The sequence below is a fragment of the Nonomuraea sp. CA-141351 genome, from assembly GCF_050944675.1.
GTDB lineage: Bacteria > Actinomycetota > Actinomycetes > Streptosporangiales > Streptosporangiaceae > Nonomuraea.
The window spans coordinates 417,435-442,060 of record NZ_CP191982.1; the positions used below are offsets into that span (position 1 = coordinate 417,435).

Below are 24,626 nucleotides of genomic sequence, written 5' to 3' on the forward strand. Positions count from 1 at the left end.
GCGGGTCGTACGCGTCGGTGCGCACGCCACTATGGGGTTGGACGCCGTGGATGCTGTCGTGTCTCAGAGCATGGCCCGAACACTTGGCTTTCCCCGGGACAACGCGCTTTTGATCAATGCCCCCGAAGCAGATTCGACCCAGATACGGGACGCGCTGCGGAAGGCGCTGCCTCGGGGTACCCAAGTGGTCGTGCTCAAGCCCACCTTCACTTCGTCCCGCCGTCAGCCTGTTCCGACCAGCCGGATCAGCGTGGCCCTGGCTGCGGCCGCCGGCAAACTGGGCGCGCCGTACGTCTGGGGTGCTGAGGGGCCCGACGCCTTCGACTGCTCTGGCTTTATCCAGTGGGCCTTCGGGCAGGCGGGAGTGCGGCTGCCGCGCGTGACGCACCGGCAGTTCGCCAGTGGACCCAAGGTTCCCTTCTCGCAGATGCGCCCAGGCGACCTGATCTTCTGGCGGCTCGACCCCACCAACCCCGGCTACATCTCGCATGCCGCGATCTACTGGGGAGACGGGAAGATGATCCAAGCGCCGCGGACGGGGGACGTCGTCAAAATCGTTCCCGTCCACACGCGCAATCTCGCTGGGGTGGTGAGGGTGAGAAGCTGATCGCGAGGCCCCTGGCGTGCGCAAGCGGCGGGTTACGGTCAAGTCGGCGCTCAGTCTCCGGCAGTGGTAGGGCGGGGCAGGCGGAGCCCTTTGAGGGCGAGTGCGTTGACGGCGACGATGAAGCTCGATCCGGACATCGACAGGGCGGCGATCTCTGGGCGCAGTACGAGGCCGAAGGCGGGTTCGAAGACGCCGGCCGCGATCGGCAGCGCGATGGTGTTGTAGCCGATGGCCCAGCCCAGGTTCTGTCGCATCTTGCGCAGTGTGCCGTGGCCGATGGCCAGCGCCGTCGGCACGTCGAGCGGGTCGGATCGCATGAGCACGACGTCGGCGGTCTCGATGGCGACGTCGGTCCCGGCGCCGATCGCGATGCCGAGATCGGCCTGGGCGAGCGCTGGTGCGTCGTTGACGCCGTCGCCGACCATCGCGACCTTGCGCCCGCCGCGCTGCAGCTCGGTGATCTTGTCGGCCTTGTCGCCCGGCAACACCTCGGCGATCACCGCGTCGATGCCGAGCTGATCGGCGATCCGCCGGGCGGTGGCCTCGCTGTCGCCGGTCAGCATGACGATCTCCACGCCGGCCTCGTGCAGCGCTGCCACCGCGGCCGCGGAGCTGTCGCGGGCAGCGTCGGCGATACCGATCACCCCGGACGCGTGGCCGTCCACGGCGGCGATGACCGCGGTGCGCCCGCCGGCGGCCAGTTCCTCGCGCCGGGAGGTCAGCACGCCGAGGTCGATGCCTTCGACCTGCATCAGCTTCGTGTTGCCCACCACGACCCGGCGTCCGTCGACCTGAGCCGTCGCACCGTGACCAGGGACGTTCTCGAACCTGGTGGCCTGCAGGACGCCGGGAGCGTGCGAGTCGGCGTAGCGGACCACGGCCTCGGCCAGCGGGTGCTCGGACTCCCGCTCGACGGCGGCGACCAGCCGCAGCAGTTCGGCCTCCTCCAGCCCGTCGACGATCACATCGGTGACCTCGGGCTCGCCCCTGGTCAGGGTGCCGGTCTTGTCCATGACCACGGTTTGGATGCGGGCCGCGGTCTCCAGTGCCATGGCGTTCTTGAACAGCACGCCGCGCTTGGCGCCCAGACCGGTGCCCACCATGATCGCGGTTGGGGTGGCCAGGCCGAGCGCGTCCGGGCAGGTGATCACGACGACGGTGATGGCGAACAACATCGCCGTACCGGCCGCCGCGCCCGCCAGTAGCCACACCGCCAGGGTCAGGGCGCCGCCGATGAGCGCGACGAAGACCAGCCAGAACGCAGCCCGGTCGGCCAGGCGCTGCCCGGGGGCCTTGGAGTTCTGGGCCTGCTGGACGAGCTTGACGATCTGAGCCAGGGCGGTGTCCGCGCCAACCTTGGTGGCCCGTACCCGTAGAGTGCCGTTCTTGTTGATGGTCGCGCCGACCACCGCGGAGCCTGGGGCCTTGTGCACCGGCAGGCTCTCGCCGGTGACCATCGACTCGTTGACCTCGCTCTCGCCCTCCACGACCTCGCCGTCGACGGCGATCTTCGCGCCGGGACGGATCAGCAGTACGTCCCCGACCACGACCTCGGCCGTGGGGATCTCCACCTGCTCTCCGTCGCGGATCACCACCGCTTGAGGCGGGGCCAGGTCGAGCAGCGCGCGGATCGCGTCGTTGGCGCCGCCTCTGGCCCGCATCTCGAACCAGTGCCCCAGCAGCACGAACGCCGCCAGCACGGTCGCCGCCTCGTAGAACACCTCGCCGCCGCCGGTCAGCGTGATGTACAACGAGTACAGCCATCCCGCCCCGATCGCCACGGCGACCAGCACCATCATGTCCAGCGTGCGCGCCCGCAACGCCCGTACGGCGCCGTCGAAGAAGATCCACGACGAGTAGAAGATCACCGGCAGGCTGAGCAGCAGCGCCCACACGTCCTCGCGCAGCCCGAAGGGCGCCGGCACGTCCAGTCCCAGCACCTCGCGGCCGATCGGCGACCAGATCAGGATCGGGACCGACAGCACGGCCGCCACCACGAACCGGTTACGCATGTCGGCCACCATGGCCTCCATCGACATGGCGCCGTGGCCCCCGTGCCCCATCATCTCGTGCGGCGACGGACCCGCCGCAGGGCCGACGTGTTCTCCATGCTCGGCAGGTGCCTCCCGGACGGCCGAAGCGGTGTGGTGCGCATGCTCGCCGACTGGCGGATCGGGTTCTGCCATGGGATCGCAGACGTGCGACGGTACGGACTGCCCCGCGCAGTGATAGCCGCATTCCTGTATCCAGCGGCGAAGCTCGGCCACGGACGTGGCCCTCGGATCGAACACCACGGTGGCGGTCTGCCCGACCGGGTTCACCTCGGCCTCGATCACGCCAGGGCGGCGGCTCAGGGCAGCACGCACGACCTGCTGCTCCGAGGCCCACTGCAGCCCGCTCACGTCGAGAACCGCCGTGCTGCGATCCTTGGAATCCCCGGTCGTCATGGTTCCCCCCACACCCGCCCGGTGGCGTGCTCGTAGAAGCGCTCGATCTACCATTAGTAATAGTAGTCATCGGCCCTGAGGCGCCGTATGCCGACCTCGAAGAGCCTGGCTCACACCCGTACGTGTGGCGGAGGCGATAGAGAGATCCGCTCCGCGACCATGGACTGGAAATGAGGGCAACTGGTGAAGTCCTCGTGATCGCAGTCCAGCGCGCAGTCGATGAGCTCGAGCGAGGCCTGCGCCTCGGCGATGTGCCGGGCGAGCTCTGCGCGGCGTCGCAGCAGGACAGCACGCCGTTCCGCTGCGTCCGAGGTGGCCGTCATCTCGTGGATCTCTTCCAGGCTGAACCCGGCTTCTTTGGCGCGCAGGATCACGGCCACCCGGTAGAGGTCGTCAGGCCCGTAGCGGCGGCGCTCGCCACCGATACGGACCGGCCTGAGCAGGCCCATTGCCTCCCAGTGCCGCAGGACATGCGTGGCCAGTCCGAACCGCTCGGCGATGTCGCCGATGCTCATGGTCGCATTTGACTTCATGTCGACATTAAGTCGCATGCTGGCTCACATGTCCAAAACCAACCAGATGGAATCCCTCATCCGGCTGCTCGACGTCGCCGACGCGTTGCCCGGGGCTGTCGCATTGCGCGCGCGTTCGTACGACCTGCTCACCCTTCACGACGGCGCGGCCGTGGTAGATGTCGGCTGCGGCGCTGGGCGCGCGGTCGACGAGCTAGAGGAACGTGGGATGAAAGCGATCGGCGTGGACGTCAGCGAAGAGATGATCGCGGCAGCCCGCCACCGCTGGCCGCAGGCCGACTTCAGAATCGGCGATGCCTTCGACCTGCCACTAGAAGACGGGGAGGTCGCCGGGTATCGGGCCGACAAGGTGTACCACGAGCTCGCCGACGCGGCCAAGGCGCTGGAGGAGGCCAAGCGGGTGCTCGCTCCAGGCGGGCGCATCGTGCTCATCGGGCAGGACTGGGACACCTTCATCATCGACTCCGACGACCCGGCACTGACCAGGACCATCGTGCACGCACGCGCTGACATGAACCCGAACCCACGTGCGGCCCGCCGCTACCGCAACCTGCTGCTCGACACCGGCTTTCAGGACGTCCAGGTGGAGGCACACGTCGGTGTCTTCACCGACGCGGCCATGCTCCCCATGCTCACCGGCATCGCGGAGGGCGCCCGCGTCGCGGGAGCCATCACGCCCGAACAAGAAACGGCCTGGGTGACCGAGCAGACGGAGCGAGCCCGGTCGGGACGCATGTTCCTGGCGCTGCCCATCTTCGTGGCGTCAGCCTCACGATCAGGGGAATAGCGCAGGCGACGCTGTTCGTCCAGGCCTTCGTCACGCTGTTCGTCATCTTCGACCCGCTCGCGGCCATCCCGATCTTCCTCACGCTCACCAGGAGCCAGGACCCGGCGGCACGCCGCCGTACCGCCAGGATCTCCGTGCTGGTGGCCGCCGGTATCGTCGCCGTCTTCGCGGTGCTCGGCAACGGGTTGCTCGACGCTCTGGGCATCTCGTTGCAGGCGCTGCAGGTGGCCGGCGGTGTGCTGCTCGCGCTCATCGCGCTCGATCTCTTAAAAGCAGACTGCGCACGTAACCGGGCCAGCGCTGAGAGCGGCGCCGTCGCGTTCGTCCCCCTTGGCACGCCCCCGCTGGCGGGGCCCGGCGCCATTGCCGCGACCATGCTCTACATGGAGAAGGCCACCGGCGTCTCCGCGGTGCTGGAGGTCGCGCTGGCGCTGGTGGCGGCGCTCATGTTGACCTGGCTGACGCTGCGCTTCTCGGCAGTGATCGGCCGCCTGCTCAAGGACAACGGGCTCAACCTGGTCACCCGCGTCATGGGACTGCTCGCCGCCGCGATGGCGGTGCAGCTCGTCGCGGGAGCCGTCCAGCACTGGATGCGCTGGGGCGTCGCATAGCCGGCGAAATCGGGCCTGCTGGTGAACGCCAGCAGGCCTGCACCGACGGTCACCTGCCCGCGGCCAAGGAGAACGTCCATGTCGACGTGAGCGGAGCATGACGTGGTAGCGCGATTCGACGTACTGAGTAGGACTGCCGCTGTAAATCAGCCGCTGATGGGGCGGAAAATGAGGGTGAAGTCCGTGCCGCCGTTCGTCGATTCGTACACGGTGCCGTCCTCGGTTGCGGAGAGGAGGCGTTGCCGGTCGACGGCGGTGAACGCGGCAGCCGGGGCCGGGAGCCGGCCGCTCGTCTGCCATGTTTTGCCGCTGTCGGTGCTCAGGCGCACCTGGCCTTCGGCGTCCGTTCCGATCAAGAGGTCGGCTGTGGGAGCTTCGATCTGGCCGAGCAGGGGTGCGTTCTTCACCGGCTCGAAGTCCATGCCGCCGTTCTCGCTCACTTGCACGCCGTTGGTCGTGGCCGCGTAGACGCGTTCAGGCCGCGCGGCGTTCGCGGCGAGGTCGATGATCTCCCCCTCGGCGCCCAACCGCCAGGTCGCACCCCCGTCCACGCTTGCTCGAAGACGACTGGTCTGGCTGTCGTAGGCGTAGAGGGTGCTCCCAGCCGGCTGCAGTGCGTGGAAGTCGGCGGCGCCGCGCTCGGAGATCGTTGCCCACGTTGTGCCGGCATCGGTGGTACGGATCAAGCCGAGGTGGGGCGGCGAGTCGGTGTCAGCCTCACCGGGATGTCCGCTAGCGAGGAATGTCTTGGGGCCGATCACGGTGAATCCCATGTGGTCCTGTACGCGTCCAGCCACACGCTGAGCGGTGTTGGCGGACGTGACCCTGAACAAGCCGTAGTGGCCGGCGAGGTAGAGGGCACCGTCGGCGGGATCGACGCCGATGCCGTGAATATGCCCGACGCCCGGATCCTCGGTCTGCGCCGGCTCGCCGGACTGCCCGCAGGCCCCTAGCACCAGCACCAGGAGCGCCAGCGCGGCAGCGTGAATTCCTCGCATGGCGCAAGTCTACTATCAGCCATCGTAGGTCAGAGAGTCAGGAGCGAGTGGCAGTGATGGGCCAGGAAGGAGCTGAAACCGGGCACCAACGCGACCATCGCGGGGCCGCCCAGCAATACGGCGACCGCCAGCAGCCCGGTCAGACGCTCGCGGCGGCAGAGCGGCGCCTCGGGGTTGAGCATGCGGCGCACGCGGGTGAGCGCGGTTTCGCCGCCCGCCCCCAGCGTGAACGCAGGCACGCGACCGGTGGCCAGGCGGACCAGCGCGGCGGCGATCTGTATGCGCGGGTGGCGGCGGGCGGCGACGTCGTCGGCCAGCAGCTCGATCAGCCTGGCGATCTCCGTCCTGGCCCGCTCGAACAGTGGGATGCGCGGAAACGCCCTGGCCAGAGTCTCGGCGCCGGCGAGCACGAGATGGTGGCGGCCACGCAGATGGGCCCGCTCGTGCTCCAGGACCGCGGCGACCTGCTCAGGAGCCAGACTTTGGAGCGCTCCCGTGGTGATGACCATCTGGGCGTGCCTGCCGGGCACACAATAGGCCAGCCGCTCGTCGTAGTCGATCACGACCGCGCCGAGGTCGCTGTCGCGCCGACCCAGGAGACTGAGCAGCGCCGCGTGCTCGCGACGCTCCACGCGGGCTCTGACCAGGACGGCCGCGCCGCAGTAGGCGACTCGGGCCAGCACCGCGCCCGCCGTCAGCAGCGCACCGGCACCCGCCCGCGTCAGGCCGGACCCGTCGTTCAGCATGTCGGCGCAGGCCTCGAACAGCCCGGCCAGGCCGTGCCCCACGACCTCGGGGGGTACGGCGAAGGCCATCGCGGCCAACACCGCCGAGGCGACCACCGAAGCGGCCGCCGCCTGCCAGAGCGCGATGGCCAGCCGCGGCGCCCGGTCGGCCCAGCGCGCCGCCTGCCGCCCCAGCCTGGGCAGCCAGATCGCGGCCACGACCGTATAAAGCAGCAGGACGATGGCGGCGATCATGCGCGACTGCCTCGGTGCGGGAACACCTGCAACGCCGCCTCCAGCGCCGCGGCCTCCTCCGACGTCAGCCGCTCCAGGAAGTGCACCAGCGTGGCGGCCTGGTTGCCGCTGCCCGCCAGCGCGCTGCGCATCAGGTCGGCGGTGTACGCCTCTTTGGAGGCGACCGGCTCGTAGACGTACGCCCGCCCCACGGGCTGGCGCTTGAGCAGACCCTTGGTGTGGAGCTTGTCCATCACGGTCATCACGGTGGTGTAGGCGATGGTCCGCTCCTGGCGGAGATCGTCCAAGACGTCTCGTACGGAGGCGGGCCGGCGCCGGGCCCACATCCGGTCCATGATCGTGGATTCGAGTTCGCCGAGGCCGCGCATCATGCCGGCAATGCTACCCGCGATCGTAGTCAGACCGTTTCGCGTGCTGTGATCGCTCGCTTGAGCTTGATCAGGTCCTTGGGCGAGTTGACCGCGACCGCGCCCACCAGCACGCCGCCCCGGGTGAAGGCCACGGCGAAGCGATCCTCTTCGGGACTGCCTGCGGTGATGCCCGCCGTGTCCCCGAGGTGCGGCAGCCCGGCCGTCTGGATGCGGGCGCCGTGGACATGGGTGGCGAAGTTCGGCACGTCCAGGAATGGCTGGGCGTTCTCCGGCCCGGCCAGGAGGTTGCGGGCGGCGACCGCGCCCTGCTCGTTGGCGTTGGACCAGTGCTCGATACGCACCATCTCCCCGCCGAAGAGGCCATGCGGCCAGCGAGCCACGTCGCCGGCGGCCACGATGTCGGTCGAGTTCGTCGCGAAGAGCGTCGGTTCGCACAGCACGCCGTCGTCCACGGCCAGGCCGCTGCCGTCCAGCCATTCGGTGCTCGGCACCACGCCCATGCCGCCGACCACCAGGTCCGCGGCGATGGAGCGGCCGTCGCTGAGCCGGACGTGGCCGCCTCCCACGGCGGTGACACGGACGTTCCTGATGAGCTCAACGCCGTTGCGCTCATGGTGCGTGGCCAGCCAGCGCGAGGCCGCCTCGCCCAGCCCGGCATGCATCGGGTACGGCGCGGATTCGACCAGGGTGACCTTCCGGCCGAGCTGCCGCGCGGTGGAGGCCACCTCACCGCCGATGAACCCGCCGCCGATGACCAGCACGTGCTCGTGTCCCGACTCGAGCTCCGCGCGCAACGCCAGCGCGTCTTCGAGGGTGCGAAGGGTGTGCACGCCGTCGAGCCGCCGCGGGCGCGCGCCGGTGGCGATGACGAGTCCGTCGTAGCCGAGCTCGGTGCCGTCGTCGAGGGTGACCGTCCGGCTTTGGACGTCAAGGTGTACGGCCTGCCGGCCGCGCAGCCACTGATCGCCGAGTTCCTCAGCGCCCGGGAGCGTGACGTCGTCGTCGCCGCGCAGCACGCTCTTCGACAGAGGCGGGCGGTTGTACGGCACATGCGTCTCGGCTCCGACGAGCGTGACCTCGCCCTCGAAGCCCTCCCGGCGCAGTGCCTGCACGGCCCGCAACCCCGCCAGAGATGCGCCGACGACGGCGATCTTGTTGAGTCTTCTCATGCCTCCGCACAATACCTATAGGGGGTATATAGCCAGCAATGTGACATGAGTCTCATATACCCCTCATCCGTATGCCTTGCCTTGGAAGTGATCACGGCGTACCGTCTCCTTTGCCTATACCTGGTAGGGGTATGGATGAGAGGAGATGTGGCGATGAGCACGAGCACGTACAAGGTGTCGGGGATGACCTGCAGCGGGTGCGCCGGCAAGGTGAAGACCGAGATCAGCAAGGTCGCCGGGGTCTCCTCCGTGGATGTCGAGCTGGCGACGGGGCAGGTGACCGTGACTTCGGACGGTCCGCTCGACGACGCGGAGATCAGGGATGTCGTGGAAGAGGTCGGTTACGAAGTGGTCGCCGGCTGAACCGCCGAGGTGCTGCCGGGCAAGCGAGCGACGTGGGCAGCCCGGCAGCACCGGGCGGATCGATGAACGAGGGACACCGTTCGGCGTAGATCAGGTGCCGCTTGGGTGACCGCAATAACCGCGTGGCCACCACTACGGCAAACGGCCAAGAAGGCGTGCCGCGTGGTGGTTCGGTCGTGGCCGCACCCTGATCTTCTGGCCCGCCTCTCCTGGCCAGCGCCGTTTTCAGATGCTTGGCCGCCATGACATGACCCGGAGAGAGTTCCAGAACGCGTTGGAATCCCGGAACGGCCTGGCCGTAGTAGCGGTTGTGGAAGCGAGTCAGCGAAGCCTCAAAGGCTGTGTCGATCGGGCCTCTGCGTGCGGTGACGCCGGCGCGCTGCAGCGCCGAGGTGATCTCGCGGACGCCGATCATCCTCGCGTCCTTACCGCCGCCGGTCAGCAGGCCTATGACGTGCCCGTCCTTGTCGCCGATCACCGGCCCGCCGAGCAGTCCTCGGTCGACCCAGCCGCCGAGCTTGACCGGCTCGTCGACCTTCTTCTGCGGATCGGCGAACCCTCGGCCCGTCGCGCCGGTGCCGCCTTTGCCCAAATGAGCTACGTCGACGTGATCCCCCTTGCCTGCGGACGGACGGCCCAGGAACCCGGCGACATTCACCGCTGAGCCTTCCACGCTCGGAGCCTGGGCTGCGAGTGGCGCGGTGGGAAGCTCGGTGCCGGTCCCCCCGGATATCGCGAGGACCGCGGGGCTGTCGGGCGTGCCAACCTGCACGATCTCGGCCGTGACCCCTTGTGTATGGGTGGCAGGGTGTTGCGCAATATCGTCACCGTACTCGTGGTGTCCACAGCGCAGGCCGACGTCGCCTTCTCTGGCGAGTAACACTGCTGGAGCTGCTCGTTGAGCCGTTTGTCGCTGACCGTGTGCTTGGCGAAGTCGCCGGGAATGTTCACCTTGTAGTGCTCGGCGAAGATCCTGTTGGCGGCGTGGACGGAAGTGTTTCGCTCGCTCTTGACCACGCTGCTGAGCGTCGCTATCGCCCCGTCAGGGGTGACTGCTATGCCCGATCCGGAAGCGATCGGCACGTCGTAGCTACGCTCGACCCGACGCAGCCCGTTGGTGTGATCGGTCAACGTGATTTTGATGTGAGCGAACGCTTCGACGCGGATGACCACAGGTGTGACCAGGTCGCTGATGCCGTTTGGGTGATCATGCGCCAGGGCGGGAGCCGGGAGGAGCAGGGCCAACGTAGCAGCACTGGCTGCGAGCAGAGCAAGGCGCCGCATCGTCGCCCCTCCTATGACGGCTAGTACAAGAATCCCCATTGCCTTGCCGAAGTCAAAGCGGAGGAATGCACTCTGGCGAGCCAAGCGCCGAGTCGGCCGGTAGCGGCTGGTCCTCCGCTGTCGCCGCTGATGGGCACCGCCCTCATGGCTGCCGCATGGCGACTACGAAAAGGCGAAGTTCGGCCCGCCGGCAAGCCGCAACGCGCATGGACGGTGGGTCGGAGAGCGACTGGCGTCGCATCCCCGCGCCACATGGTTGATCATCAATTCGAGACAAAGTGTCTATATTGCGGCCAAATGCATCCTTTATGTCGCCTCGTACACTGGCTGGGTGCCAAAGCTGTGGAACGAGACGATCGAGGCGCACCGCCGTACCGTGCACGACGCGATTCTGGACGCCACCGTCGAGTTGGTGGGCGAGCGGGGGTTGCTGTCGGTGACGATGTCGCAGATCGCCGAGAAGACCGGCATCGGCCGGGCCACGCTCTACAAGTACTTCCCTGACGTCGAGACGATTCTGGTGGCCTGGCACAGCCGCCAGATCGCCGGGCATCTGGAGCACCTCTCCCGAGCAGGGCAGCATAAGGGCGATGCCGGGCAGCGGCTCGAGGCCATGCTGGAGACGTACGCGCTCATCCATCAGCAGATGGCACGGCACGGTTTCGGCCCCGATCTGGTCGCGCTCCTGCACCGGTCGAGGGACGTCGGTCACGCCCAGCATCAGCTGCACGCCTTGCTGCGCGACGCGCTGGCCGAGGCCGTGCGGGCCGGTGCCGTACGTGACGACGTGGCGGCGGAGGAGCTCGCCACGTTCTGCTTGCACGCGCTGCACGCGGCTGCCGTCCTTCCCTCGAAGGTTGCCGTCCAGCGGCTCGTCGCGGTCACCCTGGGCGGGTTGCGAGCTCGCTGAGCCGGTTTCGGCGGCCTGGCCGGCATGCTTTTGTTTCAGCCGGCCTTGGTGGATGAGCGGCGGCGGCGCCAGACGTGGGCCGCTACGAAGGCGACCTTCACCAGGACGGCCACCAGGACGACGTCCGCGCCCAGTCCCGCCCACTGTGGGATGGCCAGTATGCCTGCGGCGAGGGCCACGTGTACGGCGACGGCCAGGACGGCGGCCAGGGTGAGGCCGAGCACGGTGTGTCGTCCTCGACGGGGCGCGGGGTTCGTGACGGTCGCGTCGGAGGTTCCGCTGGGTCGGCTCCAGTCCACGGTCAGGTTGTCGCGCCTGCCCATTCTGGTGAGGTTCCTGGTGACGAGGGCCTGAACGCGTTGCAACCGGTCCTCGTCCTCGGCCTCGATACGCAAGGTCAACACGCCCGGGGCAGCCTGCAGGAAGCAGGTTGCCCCGTCGGCAGTGATGGTCCCCTCGGTTTCCGACCACTCGGCTTTGATGTCTTTGGGCCTTTCGCCGCCCATATGGGGACCCCGGCCGGGATGAGTGGGGAACCCGTGGCCCATTTGGGCGGCGTGTCGGCAGAGCTGGACGAGGTACCGGCCGGCGCGGTCGGTTGTGATGTGGGCTTCGACGGTTGGCATCGCATTCCTTTCGGGGATTTCGTGAGGGGATCAGGTTCGGGTGACTGCGGCGAGCCAGGCCAGGACGCCTTCGGGGATGACGGCGTTCTCGATCGTGGTTGCCGCGATCGAGCCGATCTTCCAGCCGTCGTTGAACGCGGCCGTGATCTCCTCCCGGGTCACGCGCCGCGGCCCGTACTCGCCCTCGCCTGGTTGCCTGTCGCTGAAGCACAGCAGGAACAGCCGGCCACCCGGTTTGATCGCCGAGCCGAGGCTCTCGACGTAGGCGGCCCGGTCGTCGTCACTGAAGATGTGGAACACCAGCGAGTCGAGCACGGTGTCGAAGGATTCGCCGAGTTCGGCCAGCCGGAGCGCGTCGTGGCGGAGGAACCGCGCGGTCAGTCCCCGTTCGCGTGCCTTGTCCTGGGCGAGGCCGATGGCTCTCGGGGCGAGGTCGACGCCGGTGCTGTCCAGGCCCAGGGCGGCGCACATGAGCGTGTGTTCGCCCGTGCCGCAGCCGATGTCGAGCACCCGTCCCTGGATGGCGTTGGCCCGGGCGAGGTCGAGGAACGCCTGTTGGGGCCGACCGATGTCCCAGGGAAGGGGGCCGCTGTAGAGCTCTTCCTCCGACCCGTGCGGCGTGTCTGTCATGGAGATGCCCTTCTGTCCGGGATACCGACACATATGGTTCTTTCCGAGCAAGCTGTATCTAAGATATACACTATGTATCTCAAAATGCCGCGACAGCGCCAATCATGTGAGGAGTGCAAGGCATATGAGCACACTCGAAGTGCACGGAGCTCGTCTCTACTACGAGACCCACGGCAGCGGCCCGCTGATGGTCGTGATTAGCGGAGCGCCGGGTGTGGCCGATGTGTACCGGGCGGTTGTCCAGCACCTGGGCGAGCATCACACCGTCGCCGTCTACGATCGCCGTGGCTTCTCCAGAAGCCGCCTCGACGGCCCGCAGGACTACGACCGCCGATTGGAGACCGATGCCGACGACGTGGAACGCCTGATCAAGCACCTTGGACTCGGGCCGGCGATCGTTTTCGGTGCCAGTTCCGGAGCCACCGTCGCCCTGGAGCTCCTCGTCCGCCACCCGTCCGTGGTCCGCACTCTCATCCCGTACGAGCCGCCCGCCCTGCGACTGCTCCCCGACGGGGGCAAGTGGGCGGACTTCTTTTCCGAGGTCTACGACGTCTACCGGCGCGAAGGGATCGAGCCGGCGATGAAGACGTTCAGGGAGCGGACGTTCGCGCCGTCGGACCAGCAGCACATGGCCCGCGCTCCGAGGAACGACGCCAACGCCGCCTACTGGTTCGAGCATGAGCTACGTCAGTATCCGCCCGTCGCGCTCGATTTGACCGCGCTCGCCGCACACGCCGATCGCATCGTCCCCGCAGCTGGTCGCGCATCGCAGGGCTACCCCTGCTATCAGGCGGCGGTGGGGCTGGCCAGGTACCTGGCCAAGGATGTGGTCGAGCTGCCAGGCGGCCATATCGGCTTCGTCACCGACGCTTCCCGATTCGCCGCAGAGCTCGCCCGGCTCCTCGCAGGCACAATGTTCTGAATGTTGCCTCTGTCTTGATGGGCCAGGTGTGGCGGGGAGACGCCCCTTACGAGATGGCTGGCGCGGTGCGGAACCGTCCCGTTCTGATCAGCGTGAAAAGGACTGCCGCACAAGCCCAGCCCAGGCTGAGTAGCGTCCACCAGGGCAGTGCGGGCAGTGTGAGTGACCGGGCGGCGTCGAGCGCGGCGCCGATTGCCAGGTTTCCTATCGCGATGCCCAGCCCGGAGATGGTGTTGTAGCAGCCGTAATACGTGCCGACCCGGTGATCGCCGCCGAACCGGGCGATCGTAGTCATCTCGAACGGGTAGAGGATCATCGTGCCCAGCGTCAGCAGGAGCGTGGTCAGCAACACGGCGGCCAGCGTGGCGGCGAGGGGAAGCGGTACGGCCAGCGGGAGAAAGCTTGCTCCCATCAGCCATAGGCCACGTCCCATCGCTTGTTCAGGCTCCCATCGCTCCTTGATCCACTGGGTGAGCCGTACTTGCCCGAGCGCCGCCAGGCCGCCGGAGAGCGCGAAGATCAGGGCGACGCCGAGTTCTCCGCCCGTGGCGCGGCGGGCCTCGATCGGCAGGCTCAGGTAGATCTGGAAGTTGAGCACGTACGAGCCGGTCATCACCACGGCGAACAACAGGAACGGGCGGTTGCGGGCGACCTCGCGCCAGCCTTTGAGCAGACCGGCTCTTGGGTTCCCCGGCCGGGCGGGCAGAGCTTTGGCCTGGGCGGCGGCCAGCAGCGCGAACACCCCTGCGGCCACCAGACACGTGATCTGGAAGGCTGTGGCTTGCAGGAGCAGGCCGATGATCGGGCCGATGAGGATGCCGCACTGGTAGAAGACGTTGAAGACGGCGAAGGCCTCTACTTTGCGTTCGCCCGCCTCCTGCGCGAGGTAGGCGCGCGCAGCCGGATTGAACAGTGCCCCGGCCAGTCCGGTGAGAGCGGACGCGACGATCAGCGCGGGGACGGCGTGAACGAGCCCGAGCAGGCCGAAGCCGATCGTTCGCAGCGCCAGCCCAGCGAGGATCATGGGTTTGTATCCGAGTCTGTCGGCGAGGCTGCCGCCCAGCAGGAACATGCCCTGCTGGCTGAGGTTGCGTACGCCGAGGATGAGCCCCGCCATCCAGACTGCCAGCCCGAGGTCGTCGGTGAGGTAGGTGGCGAGGTAGGGCATCAGCATGTAGAAGCCGATGTTGATGGTGAGCTGGTTGACCAGCAACAGCCGGACCGGCCGGTTGAACGAGCGGGCCTGTGCGAGCGTGCTTTTCATCGGGCAGCCTCGGCTGGCGCGGTCACCGTGGTGCAGCGGGTCCAGCTTCGCGCCTCCGCCTCTGCCGGGTGGACGAGCACACCCGGGTCGGGTGGTGGTCCGCCATCGAGGAGCTCGTGGCGGGCGCAGTAGGCGTCGTTGTAGATGGTGTCGAAGTAGCGGTGCGGGCCGTCGGGGAAGACAGCGACGATCTTGGCGTCGGGGGGTTCCGTTCTGGCGAGCCAGGAGGCGACCAGCGCGACGGCGCCCACGCTCCAGCCGCCGGTGGCGTAACGGCCGGCCGCGAGGCGGCGGCAGGCCCACACCGCCTCGGCGGGCGCCACCCAATGGACCTCGCTGAAATGCTCGTAGCGCACGTTGCGCGGGTAGATGCTGCTGCCCAGACCGCGCATCAGGCGGGGACGGGCGGGCTGGCCGAAGATGGTGGAGCCGATCGTGTCCACGCCGACCAGGCGCACGCCGGGGCTGAGCCGCCGGAGCGTCCGGTAGACGCCCGCGCTGTGCCCGCCCGTGCCGACGCTGCACACCAGCACGTCAACCTGGCCGAGCTGCTCGGCCAGCTCCCGCGCGAGCAGGTCGTAGGCGCCGACATTGTCCGGGTTGTGGTACTGGTCCGGGCAGTAGGAGCCGGGATGCTCCTTGAGGAGTGCGCGTACGCGTTCCCGCCTGGCCTCCTGCCACCCGCCGGTGGGCAGCGGCTCGACCACCAGCTCGACCTGGGCGCCGTATGCGCTCAGCAGCCGGTGCATGATCGGCTCCATGCCTGGGTCGCTGACCAGGATGACAGGGTGCCCGTAGGCGATCCCGGCCAGAGCGAGCCCCAGGCCGAGCGTGCCGCTAGTGGACTCGATGATCGGCGCTCCGGGGCGGAGCTCGCTGCGGCAGCGGGCCTGGCCGATCATGTGCAGTGCCGGGCGGTCCTTGATGCCGCCGGGGTTGTGGCCTTCGAGCTTCGCCCAGAAGCCGCGCCCATGCTCGTCCCACAGTTCGGGGATCCACAGCACGGGTGTCCCGCCGACTAGACCGGCAAGGGAAGAGCGGCCGGCCCATATGCGGGCAGGCTGACGCCGATGGATGGTGTTCATGGTGATGGGTCCTCGCCACAGTCACGGATGCCTGGATGTACGGCAGGCGCGGCCGAACCGGCGCACGCCGGGCACGGCTATACCCGTGACACGCAAACGGCTGTGAGCAAGGCGGTCCCCGAACGCGGCGCGCCTCCCGCCGGCGCCGGGACCGGAAGATCGTCCGGTCCATGTGGCATGGCGGTGGTGATCCTCGCGCCAGGGGGCGGAGCCATCACCGGAGCGGACTCGATGGTGGGATCCTCGCACGTTGCTGCGTGGTGGTCGCCATCCCCTCCGTGATCGTGTGAGATCAGCTGATGGTGCGCGCTGGACAGGCTGCCATGGGCGTGTGGCCCGATGTCGCAGAGCAGGAGATGGAACGTGGTGATGATCGTGAACACCACGAGCAACCAGCCGTGTCCGCGGCCGCTCCGGTGCATGTCAACGATCACATGCAGCAGCCTATATCGCTCTCCGCACATGTACGGTTGGCTCTAAGTAATCATTTTTTGCACGTGAGACGGGGTTCGGGATCGTAGACGGTGTGGAAGCGCTGCTTGCGCACGACCTTCCCCTTCTGCTCGAAGATGCGCCACACGTCGATGGCGAAGCCTTCCACGCCGTCCATCGGGATGCACTCGGACCCGGAGTCGGTAAGGGTCGGGATGGGCTTGACGTCATATCGCTCGGAGCTCTGCGACTTGATGTCGTAGCGCTTGGTGCTCCAGAACTGCACGGTGGCCGACGTGGCCGTGTACGAGGTCTTGATCAGCACACCGTAGGGGGAGTCGTTGCGCCAGCGGAAGTCCGGCTGGGGGTAGGACACCGTGGACTCCCGCCCGGCGGGATAGCGGGAGATGTAGTACTGGTGCGGCATGTGCTGAACGTCCTGAAAGCCGCTGAAGAACACCGCGTTGAACATCGTCGTGGCGAACTGCGACACCCCGCCACCGACGTCGTTGACGAACCGGTTGTTGAGAATCATTGGCGCCTCGACGAAGCCACGCGCCTTGTCGCGCCTGCCGACTACGCCGTTGAGCGAGAACGTCTCCCCAGGCTGAACCACGTAACCGTCGACGATGTCGGCGATGCGGTGGATGTTGGTCACGCGAGGCGCGCAACACGGATATTGCGTGGTGAACGAGCTGACCTTCTCTTTCACGCCGAGCTTCTTCGCCTCGCCCGTGGTAACCCGGGGCTGCCGCTCGGTGGCAGGTAGATCGACGCGGCGGCTGCCTGCCGCCACGACCTTGGAGATCGCCGGGCCGAGTGTCCTGATGTCGACGCCATGGCCTGCCCTGGATGGGACGACCTGTGGTCTGCCGTTGACGATCTTGAAGGAAGCGTCTTTCGGCGGGGTGATCAGCAGCGTTTCGGCCACGCCTGCGGAAATCTTGGCAGCGTCGTAGGACGGGCGCAGACTTCCCCGGCCGTCAGAGACGAAGCGGAGGCCGGCGGCCAGTTGCTCCCGGGACACGGTGGCCTGCTTGCCGCCGCTGGCCAGCGTGAGCGGGGCCCCGATCGCCGTGCGTGCCGTGCTCGTGGCGATGCGGCGGACTTCATCGGGGGTGACGTTCGGAGACGTCGCCTGGACGTCCAACTCGACGGAGGTGCGTGCGGCCGCGAAGGCCGCCCGCACGGCTTGTGCCGCACCGTTGCGGTCCAGCGTGCGTCCGGGCTTCGGCAGCAGCGCTCGCGGTTCCAGTCCCTGATAGCGGATGCCGCCCTCGACCGGTTTGGTATCCACGCTCTTGGCCAGACCGGCGAGCCCGGCAGTTAGACGCTGCTCGTCCACTGTGATCTCGGGTGCGATCTGGCGACTGCCGAAGAGGGAACGGGCAACGCCCATCGGAGTGGCGGCGCCCGCCATCGCGGCCTCGACTGTCGCTTGGGTATCGAAGCCCAGCCCCAGCTCCGCAGGCGTAGCCTCCTTCCGCTTACCCGCCGCGATCAGCGTCAATGGCTGGTTCACCCGCTTGCCCAGCTCCGCTTCGAGGCGAGAGCGAGCAGCCTCCGGAGACAGACCGCCGATGTCCACGTCGCCCACCCGTGTGCCTGGCGGAATCTTCCCGGCCAGCGCGATTGCTGACACGGCATAGGCCAGCACCGCCACGAGCACGACGGCGGTCGGAATGAGCATGCGCCGCGAACGCAGCACGCTCACGGCGCCGCGAGATGGAGCGCGACGACGGTTAAACTCGCGGACGCTCATGAGACCGCGGGTCGGAACGCGACGGTGAAGTCGACACCGCCGTTCCGGGACTCGTAAACAGTTCCATCCTCCGTTGCGGCCGGCATCCGGTTGCTGTCGACGGCGGCGAACGCGGTGGCCTGACCGGGCAGCGCGCCGCCCGCCCGCCAAGTGCGCTCCTCATCCCGGCTGGTGCGCACCCGTCCCCCGGCGTCGGGGCCCACCAGCACACCCCTTGCACGAAGCCGTGGATAGCGCATAGCGCAGATACTACTAGTTCATGTAGTAGGCCAGGTGGCGAGCCCAGTGTCGAGCTCAGTGGCGCTTGACACGCGAGCCGTCGCCGCCGCGCGCCCCTGCGGGTATGACGGCAACCAACTGCGACGCCATCCCTACCGCACCGTTCCTAGCGAACAGAGATGTTTGGGTAGTCGTAGTAGTTGGCGGTTACGCCACGGCGGTCGCTCATCGCCTTTCACGTTCCCGTGCGGACGTGCCAGATGCGCTGCTTGTAGATCACGTACTGATGCCCAGCCGCTTGGCGTTCTCGATCTTCCCGGCGGAGATCTGATGCCCCAGCTTCGCCTGCTCTGGCGCGGGCATCGCTGCCTGTGGTGGTTGCGCGTTGAGATGTGAGTCATCCCGCGTGTCCCCCGCAGGTGGCTCGCCGGTGAGTGTGGGCGGCGCCGGAGGGGCGTGATGGTCCCCGGCGCTGCGTTGGTCAGCGTAATCTGCATCGCCGTTGTGCTCACCTCGGTGAGGAGCCGGCGCCAGCCGTCGGGCAGACATGCGCGCCACGCCGGACGCCACCGGGCCGCGACTGTCTGAGGGTCCTCCACCACCGTCCGACGGCCAGTCTCTCTGCCCCCTGATCGGGCGGAGAATGTCCAGGAAGAAGGTAAAGAATTCCCAACTGAAAACCTTGCCTGGTAAGGGATGCTCGTAAGTTTTACCCGGAATCGCATGGTTCTGTCTTGCACTGCTCTATGGGGAATACTTACCTTAGGGGGGTACTTGGGGCGCACGACTAGGACCCTTTACAGGTGTGCGTCCTTCATTGCCGAGACCGTGCTCTACCTGCGCCAGCAGCATGCCAGCGGGTAGGCGCGGCCGCCGAATCCGCGAAGAGCGGAACCGGGGACCCAATTCTTTGGGGTGAATCGGAACACTCGCAGAGCCGTTCCGTAGGGCACTTCCAGGCCCGAACCCGTCAGCTAACCCGGTAGGCGGCATGGAAGCAAGGAGCAACCCCCAGCATGACCAAGACCGTACTTTCGCGCACCCTGAAGCCGATGAACATCGCGGTCGCAGCCGCCGTCACCGCGGGCGCGTTCATCACTGGCACCCCCGCCTTTGCCGCCGAGCACCAGAACGACCGTGCGCACGCCGCAGAGGTCGCCCAGCGGAAGCCCGGCCAGGTCGCGGCGGACGCGGTAATCAAGATCGCGGAGTCCCAGGTGGGCGTTACCGAGAACGCCGCAGGAGGCGGGACGCCGTTCCACCAGTGGTACATGTCCTCGCCTCGTGCGCAGGAGACCGTGGCCCGTGACGGCGGGAGCATCCAGGCCTACGCGAACGCTCCATGGTGTGCGATGTTCGTCTCCTGGGTCGGCGATAAGGCCGGCGCTCGGCCTACCGTCGGGTGGGACGCCTACACCATCACCTGGGCCAAGTGGTTCCAGAACAACGGCCGGTGGGGCACCGTCGCCAAGCCAGGCGCCGTCGTCTACTTCTCCTGGGACGACAAGACCGTCGACAGCATTGACCACATGGGCCTGGTCAAGAAGGACAACGGGGACGGCACGATCACCACGATCGAGGGCAACACCGGCAACGGCAAGGTGGAGGAGCGGATCCGCCCCACGTCGCAGGTCGTGGGGTACGGCTACCCGCAGTACAAGGCCTGACAGGCGAAATTCCGGGGCGGGACCTACGAAGGTCCCGCCCCGACCTGTCCCTTCAATGAGCACCATGAGCGCTCCTACTGGGTCAACTGTCGGCCCGCCGCAGGCAGGGTGCGCAGGACGATAGCGAGAGTGATCGGCTTCAGGCATGGGGTGGGGACGAGTGGCGTGCCCCCTCGAGCGCGACAGCGGTCCCTGTGCGGTGAAGGTGTCCCGACAGTGGCTGGAGCAGAACCAGTAGGTGCTGCCGCCTTGTTTGGAGTGAGGCGGTGGCGGTGGCGCGATCGACCTGCATGCCGCAGACCGGATCGATGGTCTCCTCCGGCTCGGCGCCTGGCTCGACGGTGACGGGCAGTTCGGCCGGGGGTTCCGCGGCGGGCTGGAGAGGTGGCGGGGTGAAGCGGCGCAGCCGGTTGGCGTTAGCGACGACTGACAGCGAGGACAGGGCCATCGCGGCGGCGGCGATGATGGGGGAGAGCCGGATGCCGAGGAATGGGTACAGGATGCCGGCGGCCATGGGAATGCCGACCACGTTGTAGACGAAGGCCAGGAACAGGTTCTGGCGGATGTTACGCAGGGTGGCGCGGGAGAGCCACACCGCGGTGAGGATGCCGATGAGCGCGCCGGAGATCAGCGTGATGTCGGAGGCCTCGATCGCCACGTCCGTGCCGGTGCCGATGGCGAAGCCGACGTCAGCCTGGGCCAGGGCGGGAGCATCGTTGATGCCGTCGCCGACCATGCCGACCCGACGGCCCTCGCTTTGGAGCCGGGCGATCTCGGCGGCTTTGTGCTGGGGCAGCACCTCTGCCAGCACGCGGGTGATGCCGACCTGGCGGGCGATCGCCTCGGCGGTGCGCCGGTTGTCGCCAGTGATCATCACGACCTGCAGGCCGAGTTGCTGGAGCGCGGCGACGGCGACGCGCGAGTCGTCCTTGACGGTGTCGGCCACGCCGAGCACCCCGGCGGGCTCTCCGTCTACGGCCACCATGATGGGGGTACGGCCCGCCGCGGCCAGCCGATCGGCGGCCGGTTCGAGGTTCACGGCGGGCACGCCCGCGTCGGCCAGCAGGCGTCGGCCGCCGATCAGCAGATGACGTGCCTCGACGGTGGCGGAGAGGCCCTCGCCGGTGACCGAGTCGAAGTCCGATGGGTCGGTCAAGGGCAGGCCGCGTTCGATTGCGCCGGCGACAACGGCTTGTCCGAGCGGGTGCTCGGAGGAGCGTTCGGCGGAAGCGGCCAGGCGCAGGAGATCATCGACGGTCCAGGAGGCGAGCGGCTCGACGTCGGTGAGCGCCGGGCGGCCGCGGGTGATGGTGCCCGTCTTGTCCAGGACGATCGTGTCCAGCTTGTGCGCGGTCTCCAGGGCCGCCGCATCGCGGATCAGGACGCCGGCCTGAGCGGCCTTGCCGGTGCCCACCATGATGGACAGGGGGGTGGCCAGGCCGAGAGCGCACGGGCAGGCGATGATGAGCACCGAGACCGCCGCCACGAGGGCGAGCGTGAACGCGGGGGAGGGGCCCGCGACGTACCACGCCGCGAATGTGACCACGGCGATGGCCATGACCGCCGGGACGAAGTAGCCCGACACCAGGTCAGCCAGACGCTGGATGGGGGCCCTGGACGCCTGCGCCGCCCGAACGAGGCGGATGATCTGGGCCAGGACGGTCTGTGCGCAGACCTTCTCGGCGCGGAAGGTGAACGCGCCGGTCTGGTTGACGGTCGCCCCGACCACCTGGTCGCCGGGCTGTTTCTCCACAGGGATCGACTCGCCGGTGACCATGGACTCGTCCAGCGTGGAACGGCCGTCGACGACCACGCCGTCCACCGGCACCTTCTCGCCCGGCCGGACGATCACCAGGTCGCCGGGCAGCACCTCGGCGATGGGAATCTCGCGCTCCGTGTCGTCGCGGCGTACCCGAGCGGTTCTGGCCTGCAGACCGATCAGCTTGCGGATCGCCTCTCCGGCCCCGGCCTTGGCGCGCGATTCCAGAAGGCGGCCGAGCAGGATCAGGGTCAGGATGACGCCGACGGCCTCGTAGTACACATCCCGCAGCTCAGCCGGCAGCAACCCCGGGGCAGCGGTGACCAGCAGGCTGTAGACGTAAGCGGCGCTCGTGCCGAGCGTGATGAGGCTGTTCATCTCCGCGGCCCGGTGGCGCAGGCTCAGCCAACCCACCCGGTGGATCGGCCAGCCCGCGTAGAACATCACCGGCGTGATCAGTGCGAGCTGCACCCAGCGGTCGAGCAGGAGGCCGGGCACCCAGGTAGCGCCGAAGAGCTCGTGCGCCATCACCGTCGGCGCCACCGGCGCTGTCAGCACCGCCCCGATCAGCACTCGCCGCGACAGGTCCCGGATCTCCGCCCGCCGATCGGCGGCCTCAGTGTCGTCTTCGGCCTGGCCACCTGTGTGATCTGCGACGGTCAGTGCTAGACCGTGGGCAATAGTGAGGGCGATGCGTCCTGGAGCTGTTCGAACTCCGTTGTTCGTACTCCGCTATGGGTGGGCTGGGCCTCTGAGACATGGCATGACCTCCTTACCCCAGGGCACTGAGCTGGCATGAACGTACTGGTCATCGGTGCCGGCATCGGAGGGCTTTCGACGGCGCTCAGTCTGCACGCCGCAGGGATCGACTGCGCGATCGTGGAGGCGGTATCGGACCTGCGGCCGCTGGGGGTCGGCATCAACCTGCAGCCGCACGCGGTGCGGGAACTGGTGGAGCTGGGCTTCAGCGAAGCACTGGAGGGGACTGGGATACCGACGAACGCCCTGATCTACACCACCCGGCATGGTGACGTGGTTCTCACACTGCCGCGCGGTCGGAACGCGGGATACCACTGGCCGCAATACTCCATTCACCGTGGCCGTCTGCAGATGATCCTCCTGGATGCGGTGCTGGAGCGGCTGGGCCCGGACGCGGTGAGCCTCGGCGTGGCCTTTGAGGACTTCGAGTACGGGGCGGGAGAAGCCGGTGCGGAGCCGGTGGGGGTACGGCTGCGCGAGGTGGCCACCGGCCGGACGGTGGTGCGGACGGCGGATGTGCTGGTCGGCGCTGACGGCCTCCACTCAACGGTCAGGGCACGGCTGCATCCGGACGGCGATCCGCTGCGATGGAGCGGAATCACGATGTGGCGGGGCATCACGGAGTTGGAGTCATGTCTCGACGGGGCCTCCATGGTGGTCGCCGGGGCCGACGACGCGGCCAAGATCGTGGCGTATCCGATATGCGCGCAGACCCGCGCGCGGGGGCGGGCGCTGGTGAACTGGGTGGCCGAGGTGCGGGTGGCCGAGCCGGGGCCGGCGGTGGCCAAGGCGGACTGGCGGCGTGAGGGGCGGCTTGATGACGTGCTCCCGCATTTCGCCGGGTGGCGTCTGCCTTTCCTGGACGTGCCGACGCTGATCGCCGGGGCCGGTCAAGTCCTGGAATATCCGATGGTGGACAGGGATCCATTGCCTTTTTGGGGTGTCGGACGTGTGACGCTGGTGGGAGATGCGGCGCATCCGATGTATCCGGTGGGTTCCAACGGTGGTTCGCAGGCGGTTCTGGATGCGCGGTTCTTGGCCATGGCGCTCGCGTATGCCGGCGATCCGGTCAAGGGTTTGGCCGAATACGAAAGGCGGCGCCGGTCGGCGACGATCGACCTCGTCCTGGCCAGTCGGCGGTTCCCGGTGGACGAAACCGTCAAGCTGGTCGAACAACGTGCGCCCGGCGGTTTTTCCGACATCAGGGAGGTGCTCACCGTGCAGGAGCTGTCCAGGATGGCGGACGCCCACAAGACGGTCGCCGACGTGGACGTCAAGATGCTGAACGAACGCCCGTCTTGGACGGCGCCCCAGTGACGGTGTCCTGGTTCTCGAGGTGTCTTCCGACCTTGGAGGCTTTGGCCCGGTGACGCACGAAGGTCTCCGCTCTGGGCAGTTTCTCTGCTCCGTGGTGGCCACGGAATTGTCGGCTGCGCCCGAGCTTCACCTTGGCTGTCACACTGGTGGCACCGGGCTTGAGCTCGGTGCGACTGCATCTCTCGTCGACCTGGAGCCTCCGTCGGGCGTCTACCGACAGCGGCTGCGGCTGGGTCAAGCAGTCATTCCGAGGAAAGCTCGTACGGCCACGTGCATGAGAAAACGTCGAGCTACCCAGCTACGGGGGCGTTCACGATCAGGCAATACAAACCGGCTACCAGTAGCTACGCTCAACGGCGTCGCCCGGATGCGGACAGGCGGTCCCATGGCGAACGCCCTACGCGGTCTTGTCAGCTGATTCCAGGCCGGCCAGCAGGTTGAAGGAGCCGGTCAGCAAGTTAAGGGCAACCAGGCCGGGGATCTCTGCGATGATCCGCCCGCTCCCGCCATGAGCCCTTAGCTCGGCGACATCCTTGTCTGTCAGAGATGACGGTTCGGCCAGCACACGGGTGGCCACCGCGATCAGCGCTGCTTCCCGGGCGTCAGTGGAGGTGCCCTGGCGGGCGAGGGTGATGTCGGCCTCGCTCAATCCTGCCGCCCGGCCCACCGCGGCATGTGCGTCGAGGCAGAGCCCGCAACCGATCCACTCTTGCAGGGCGAGCGAGATCTTCTCGCTGAGGGCACGCGGCAGCTTGCTGCGCTTCATGGCCCGCGACAGTTCCAGGTAGCCCTGGAGCAGGGCTGGCGAGTGCGCCATGGTGGAGACCATCTCGCCGACTCCGCCCCTGCGGCTGATGATGTCGTTCAGCACTTCCCGGGATTTCTCCGGCGCTTCAGCAGGTGCGAGCGCGTTCAGTCGGCGCGTTTCATTTCTCCTCTTCAGGTTATAGCGATGCATACTGTACCCCCGCATAGTATTGCCGCGGGAGGCTAATCCTCGATCCGGGGATGTCCTTGGTATCTGTTGTCCGGCCGAGCGCTTCGGTCGGGGCACGGCCAGCGGCCGCGGGACTGCGCCCGGCTGGGAGAGCCCCGCGCAGGACGCAGCCCGCTCGGCTTACGCT

At 67.9% G+C, this 24,626-nt stretch carries 23 protein-coding genes and 1 riboswitch; of the genes, 8 read left to right on the forward strand and 15 right to left on the reverse strand.

Features of this window, described 5'->3' with window-relative positions; translation table 11 throughout:
• Nucleotides 1-46: 46 nt before the first annotated feature.
• Nucleotides 47-607 (forward strand): C40 family peptidase, encoded by a 561-nt coding sequence (locus ACQPWU_RS02105; RefSeq protein ID WP_433436564.1) that lies wholly within the window; start codon nt 47-49, stop codon nt 605-607.
• A 50-nt stretch (nt 608-657) separates the two neighbouring features.
• On the opposite strand, the gene ACQPWU_RS02110 is transcribed toward ACQPWU_RS02105, so the two are convergent.
• On the reverse strand, nt 658-3,054 hold the full coding sequence (locus ACQPWU_RS02110; RefSeq protein WP_433436566.1) for a heavy metal translocating P-type ATPase: 2,397 nt from the start codon (nt 3,052-3,054) through the stop codon (nt 658-660).
• Nucleotides 3,055-3,164: 110 nt separating this feature from the next.
• The gene (locus ACQPWU_RS02115; protein WP_433436568.1) at nt 3,165-3,569 is read right to left on the reverse strand and encodes a MerR family transcriptional regulator; all 405 of its coding nucleotides are present in this window, start codon (nt 3,567-3,569) and stop codon (nt 3,165-3,167) included.
• Between ACQPWU_RS02115 and ACQPWU_RS02120 the strand changes: the two genes are divergently transcribed.
• Both ACQPWU_RS02120 and ACQPWU_RS02125 read left to right on the forward strand, forming a co-directional pair.
• Nucleotides 3,562-4,374: a methyltransferase domain-containing protein gene (locus ACQPWU_RS02120; RefSeq protein ID WP_433436570.1), complete on the forward strand. Its 813-nt coding sequence runs from the start codon at nt 3,562-3,564 to the stop codon at nt 4,372-4,374. The two genes, ACQPWU_RS02115 and ACQPWU_RS02120, sit on opposite strands and share 8 nt — an antisense overlap.
• An 11-nt stretch (nt 4,375-4,385) precedes the next feature.
• Nucleotides 4,386-4,985 carry a MarC family protein gene (locus tag ACQPWU_RS02125; RefSeq protein ID WP_433445139.1) on the forward strand — a complete coding sequence of 200 codons (600 nt, stop codon included), beginning with the start codon at nt 4,386-4,388 and terminating at the stop codon, nt 4,983-4,985.
• Nucleotides 4,986-5,131: 146 nt separating this feature from the next.
• Here the strand turns inward: ACQPWU_RS02125 and ACQPWU_RS02130 are convergent, their stop codons facing one another.
• The 4 genes from ACQPWU_RS02130 to ACQPWU_RS02145 are packed head-to-tail and all read right to left on the reverse strand — an operon-like array spanning nt 5,132 to nt 8,503.
• Nucleotides 5,132-5,983, reverse strand: a complete 852-nt coding sequence (locus ACQPWU_RS02130; RefSeq protein WP_433436572.1) for a F510_1955 family glycosylhydrolase — start codon at nt 5,981-5,983, stop codon at nt 5,132-5,134.
• Between the two features lie 29 nt (nt 5,984-6,012).
• Nucleotides 6,013-6,963, reverse strand: coding sequence for a M56 family metallopeptidase (locus ACQPWU_RS02135; RefSeq protein ID WP_433436574.1), 951 nt, complete (start codon nt 6,961-6,963; stop codon nt 6,013-6,015).
• Complete coding sequence (locus ACQPWU_RS02140; protein WP_433436576.1) at nt 6,960-7,334, reverse strand: BlaI/MecI/CopY family transcriptional regulator; 375 nt, start codon at nt 7,332-7,334, stop codon at nt 6,960-6,962. The genes ACQPWU_RS02135 and ACQPWU_RS02140 overlap by 4 nt, the downstream gene beginning before the upstream one ends.
• A gap of 26 nt (nt 7,335-7,360) precedes the next feature.
• The gene (locus tag ACQPWU_RS02145; protein WP_433436578.1) at nt 7,361-8,503 is read right to left on the reverse strand and encodes an NAD(P)/FAD-dependent oxidoreductase; all 1,143 of its coding nucleotides are present in this window, start codon (nt 8,501-8,503) and stop codon (nt 7,361-7,363) included.
• 153 nt (nt 8,504-8,656) lie between these two features.
• On the opposite strand from ACQPWU_RS02145, the gene ACQPWU_RS02150 reads away from it, so the two are divergent.
• Nucleotides 8,657-8,866, forward strand: coding sequence for a heavy-metal-associated domain-containing protein (locus ACQPWU_RS02150; protein WP_433436580.1), 210 nt, complete (start codon nt 8,657-8,659; stop codon nt 8,864-8,866).
• Here ACQPWU_RS02150 and ACQPWU_RS02155 read toward each other — a convergent pair.
• Nucleotides 8,820-9,749 (reverse strand): hypothetical protein, encoded by a 930-nt coding sequence (locus ACQPWU_RS02155; RefSeq protein ID WP_433436582.1) that lies wholly within the window; start codon nt 9,747-9,749, stop codon nt 8,820-8,822. The two genes, ACQPWU_RS02150 and ACQPWU_RS02155, sit on opposite strands and share 47 nt — an antisense overlap.
• Before the next feature lie 732 nt (nt 9,750-10,481).
• Here ACQPWU_RS02155 and ACQPWU_RS02160 point away from each other — a divergent pair.
• Entirely contained in the window at nt 10,482-11,060 is a 579-nt protein-coding gene (locus tag ACQPWU_RS02160; RefSeq protein ID WP_433436584.1) for a TetR/AcrR family transcriptional regulator, read from the forward strand.
• Nucleotides 11,061-11,095: 35 nt separating this feature from the next.
• Here the strand turns inward: ACQPWU_RS02160 and ACQPWU_RS02165 are convergent, their stop codons facing one another.
• Nucleotides 11,096-11,686: a DUF2218 domain-containing protein gene (locus ACQPWU_RS02165; RefSeq protein ID WP_433436586.1), complete on the reverse strand. Its 591-nt coding sequence runs from the start codon at nt 11,684-11,686 to the stop codon at nt 11,096-11,098.
• Between the two features lie 30 nt (nt 11,687-11,716).
• Entirely contained in the window at nt 11,717-12,316 is a 600-nt protein-coding gene (locus tag ACQPWU_RS02170) for a class I SAM-dependent methyltransferase (protein ID WP_433436588.1), read from the reverse strand.
• A 124-nt stretch (nt 12,317-12,440) separates the two neighbouring features.
• Between ACQPWU_RS02170 and ACQPWU_RS02175 the strand changes: the two genes are divergently transcribed.
• The gene (locus tag ACQPWU_RS02175; RefSeq protein WP_433436590.1) at nt 12,441-13,238 is read left to right on the forward strand and encodes an alpha/beta fold hydrolase; all 798 of its coding nucleotides are present in this window, start codon (nt 12,441-12,443) and stop codon (nt 13,236-13,238) included.
• Nucleotides 13,239-13,284: 46 nt separating this feature from the next.
• Here ACQPWU_RS02175 and ACQPWU_RS02180 read toward each other — a convergent pair whose 3' ends face one another.
• From ACQPWU_RS02180 to ACQPWU_RS02195, 4 genes are all read right to left on the reverse strand, one after another.
• Nucleotides 13,285-14,502, reverse strand: coding sequence for an MFS transporter (locus tag ACQPWU_RS02180; protein ID WP_433436592.1), 1,218 nt, complete (start codon nt 14,500-14,502; stop codon nt 13,285-13,287).
• The gene (locus ACQPWU_RS02185; RefSeq protein WP_433436594.1) at nt 14,499-15,587 is read right to left on the reverse strand and encodes a PLP-dependent cysteine synthase family protein; all 1,089 of its coding nucleotides are present in this window, start codon (nt 15,585-15,587) and stop codon (nt 14,499-14,501) included. The genes ACQPWU_RS02180 and ACQPWU_RS02185 overlap by 4 nt, the downstream gene beginning before the upstream one ends.
• 484 nt (nt 15,588-16,071) lie before the next feature.
• Nucleotides 16,072-17,733 carry a VanW family protein gene (locus tag ACQPWU_RS02190; RefSeq protein WP_433436596.1) on the reverse strand — a complete coding sequence of 554 codons (1,662 nt, stop codon included), beginning with the start codon at nt 17,731-17,733 and terminating at the stop codon, nt 16,072-16,074.
• Nucleotides 17,734-17,777: 44 nt separating this feature from the next.
• Nucleotides 17,778-18,020, reverse strand: coding sequence for a hypothetical protein (locus ACQPWU_RS02195; RefSeq protein ID WP_433436598.1), 243 nt, complete (start codon nt 18,018-18,020; stop codon nt 17,778-17,780).
• An 841-nt stretch (nt 18,021-18,861) separates the two neighbouring features.
• A riboswitch (cyclic di-AMP (ydaO/yuaA leader) is annotated at nt 18,862-19,004 on the forward strand.
• Between the two features lie 12 nt (nt 19,005-19,016).
• Between ACQPWU_RS02195 and ACQPWU_RS02200 the strand changes: the two genes are divergently transcribed.
• On the forward strand, nt 19,017-19,667 hold the full coding sequence (locus ACQPWU_RS02200) for a CHAP domain-containing protein (RefSeq protein ID WP_433436600.1): 651 nt from the start codon (nt 19,017-19,019) through the stop codon (nt 19,665-19,667).
• Nucleotides 19,668-19,806: 139 nt separating this feature from the next.
• Here the strand turns inward: ACQPWU_RS02200 and ACQPWU_RS02205 are convergent, their stop codons facing one another.
• Nucleotides 19,807-21,984 carry a copper-translocating P-type ATPase gene (locus ACQPWU_RS02205; protein ID WP_433436602.1) on the reverse strand — a complete coding sequence of 726 codons (2,178 nt, stop codon included), beginning with the start codon at nt 21,982-21,984 and terminating at the stop codon, nt 19,807-19,809.
• Nucleotides 21,985-22,221: 237 nt separating this feature from the next.
• Between ACQPWU_RS02205 and ACQPWU_RS02210 the strand changes: the two genes are divergently transcribed.
• Nucleotides 22,222-23,502 (forward strand): flavin-dependent oxidoreductase, encoded by a 1,281-nt coding sequence (locus ACQPWU_RS02210; RefSeq protein WP_433436604.1) that lies wholly within the window; start codon nt 22,222-22,224, stop codon nt 23,500-23,502.
• Nucleotides 23,503-23,899: 397 nt separating this feature from the next.
• Here the strand turns inward: ACQPWU_RS02210 and ACQPWU_RS02215 are convergent, their stop codons facing one another.
• On the reverse strand, nt 23,900-24,460 hold the full coding sequence (locus ACQPWU_RS02215) for a carboxymuconolactone decarboxylase family protein (RefSeq protein ID WP_433436606.1): 561 nt from the start codon (nt 24,458-24,460) through the stop codon (nt 23,900-23,902).
• Between the last annotated feature and the right edge of the window lie 166 nt (nt 24,461-24,626).

Bases quoted from the DNA above. Each gene is read 5' to 3' on its own strand.
- ACQPWU_RS02215 (WP_433436606.1), bottom strand. From the start codon at position 24,460: ATGCATCGCTATAACCTGAAGAGGAGAAATGAAACGCGCCGACTGAAC.
- ACQPWU_RS02130 (WP_433436572.1), bottom strand. From the start codon at position 5,983: ATGCGAGGAATTCACGCTGCCGCGCTGGCGCTCCTGGTGCTGGTGCTA.
- ACQPWU_RS02195 (WP_433436598.1), bottom strand. From the start codon at position 18,020: ATGCGCTATCCACGGCTTCGTGCAAGGGGTGTGCTGGTGGGCCCCGAC.
- ACQPWU_RS02175 (WP_433436590.1), top strand. From the start codon at position 12,441: ATGAGCACACTCGAAGTGCACGGAGCTCGTCTCTACTACGAGACCCAC.
- ACQPWU_RS02210 (WP_433436604.1), top strand. From the start codon at position 22,222: ATGAACGTACTGGTCATCGGTGCCGGCATCGGAGGGCTTTCGACGGCG.
- ACQPWU_RS02180 (WP_433436592.1), bottom strand. From the start codon at position 14,502: ATGAAAAGCACGCTCGCACAGGCCCGCTCGTTCAACCGGCCGGTCCGG.
- ACQPWU_RS02200 (WP_433436600.1), top strand. From the start codon at position 19,017: ATGACCAAGACCGTACTTTCGCGCACCCTGAAGCCGATGAACATCGCG.
- ACQPWU_RS02115 (WP_433436568.1), bottom strand. From the start codon at position 3,569: ATGAGCATCGGCGACATCGCCGAGCGGTTCGGACTGGCCACGCATGTC.
- ACQPWU_RS02185 (WP_433436594.1), bottom strand. From the start codon at position 15,587: ATGAACACCATCCATCGGCGTCAGCCTGCCCGCATATGGGCCGGCCGC.
- ACQPWU_RS02145 (WP_433436578.1), bottom strand. From the start codon at position 8,503: ATGAGAAGACTCAACAAGATCGCCGTCGTCGGCGCATCTCTGGCGGGG.
- ACQPWU_RS02165 (WP_433436586.1), bottom strand. From the start codon at position 11,686: ATGCCAACCGTCGAAGCCCACATCACAACCGACCGCGCCGGCCGGTAC.
- ACQPWU_RS02120 (WP_433436570.1), top strand. From the start codon at position 3,562: ATGCTCATGGTCGCATTTGACTTCATGTCGACATTAAGTCGCATGCTG.
- ACQPWU_RS02135 (WP_433436574.1), bottom strand. From the start codon at position 6,963: ATGATCGCCGCCATCGTCCTGCTGCTTTATACGGTCGTGGCCGCGATC.
- ACQPWU_RS02170 (WP_433436588.1), bottom strand. From the start codon at position 12,316: ATGACAGACACGCCGCACGGGTCGGAGGAAGAGCTCTACAGCGGCCCC.
- ACQPWU_RS02150 (WP_433436580.1), top strand. From the start codon at position 8,657: ATGAGCACGAGCACGTACAAGGTGTCGGGGATGACCTGCAGCGGGTGC.
- ACQPWU_RS02110 (WP_433436566.1), bottom strand. From the start codon at position 3,054: ATGACGACCGGGGATTCCAAGGATCGCAGCACGGCGGTTCTCGACGTG.
- ACQPWU_RS02140 (WP_433436576.1), bottom strand. From the start codon at position 7,334: ATGATGCGCGGCCTCGGCGAACTCGAATCCACGATCATGGACCGGATG.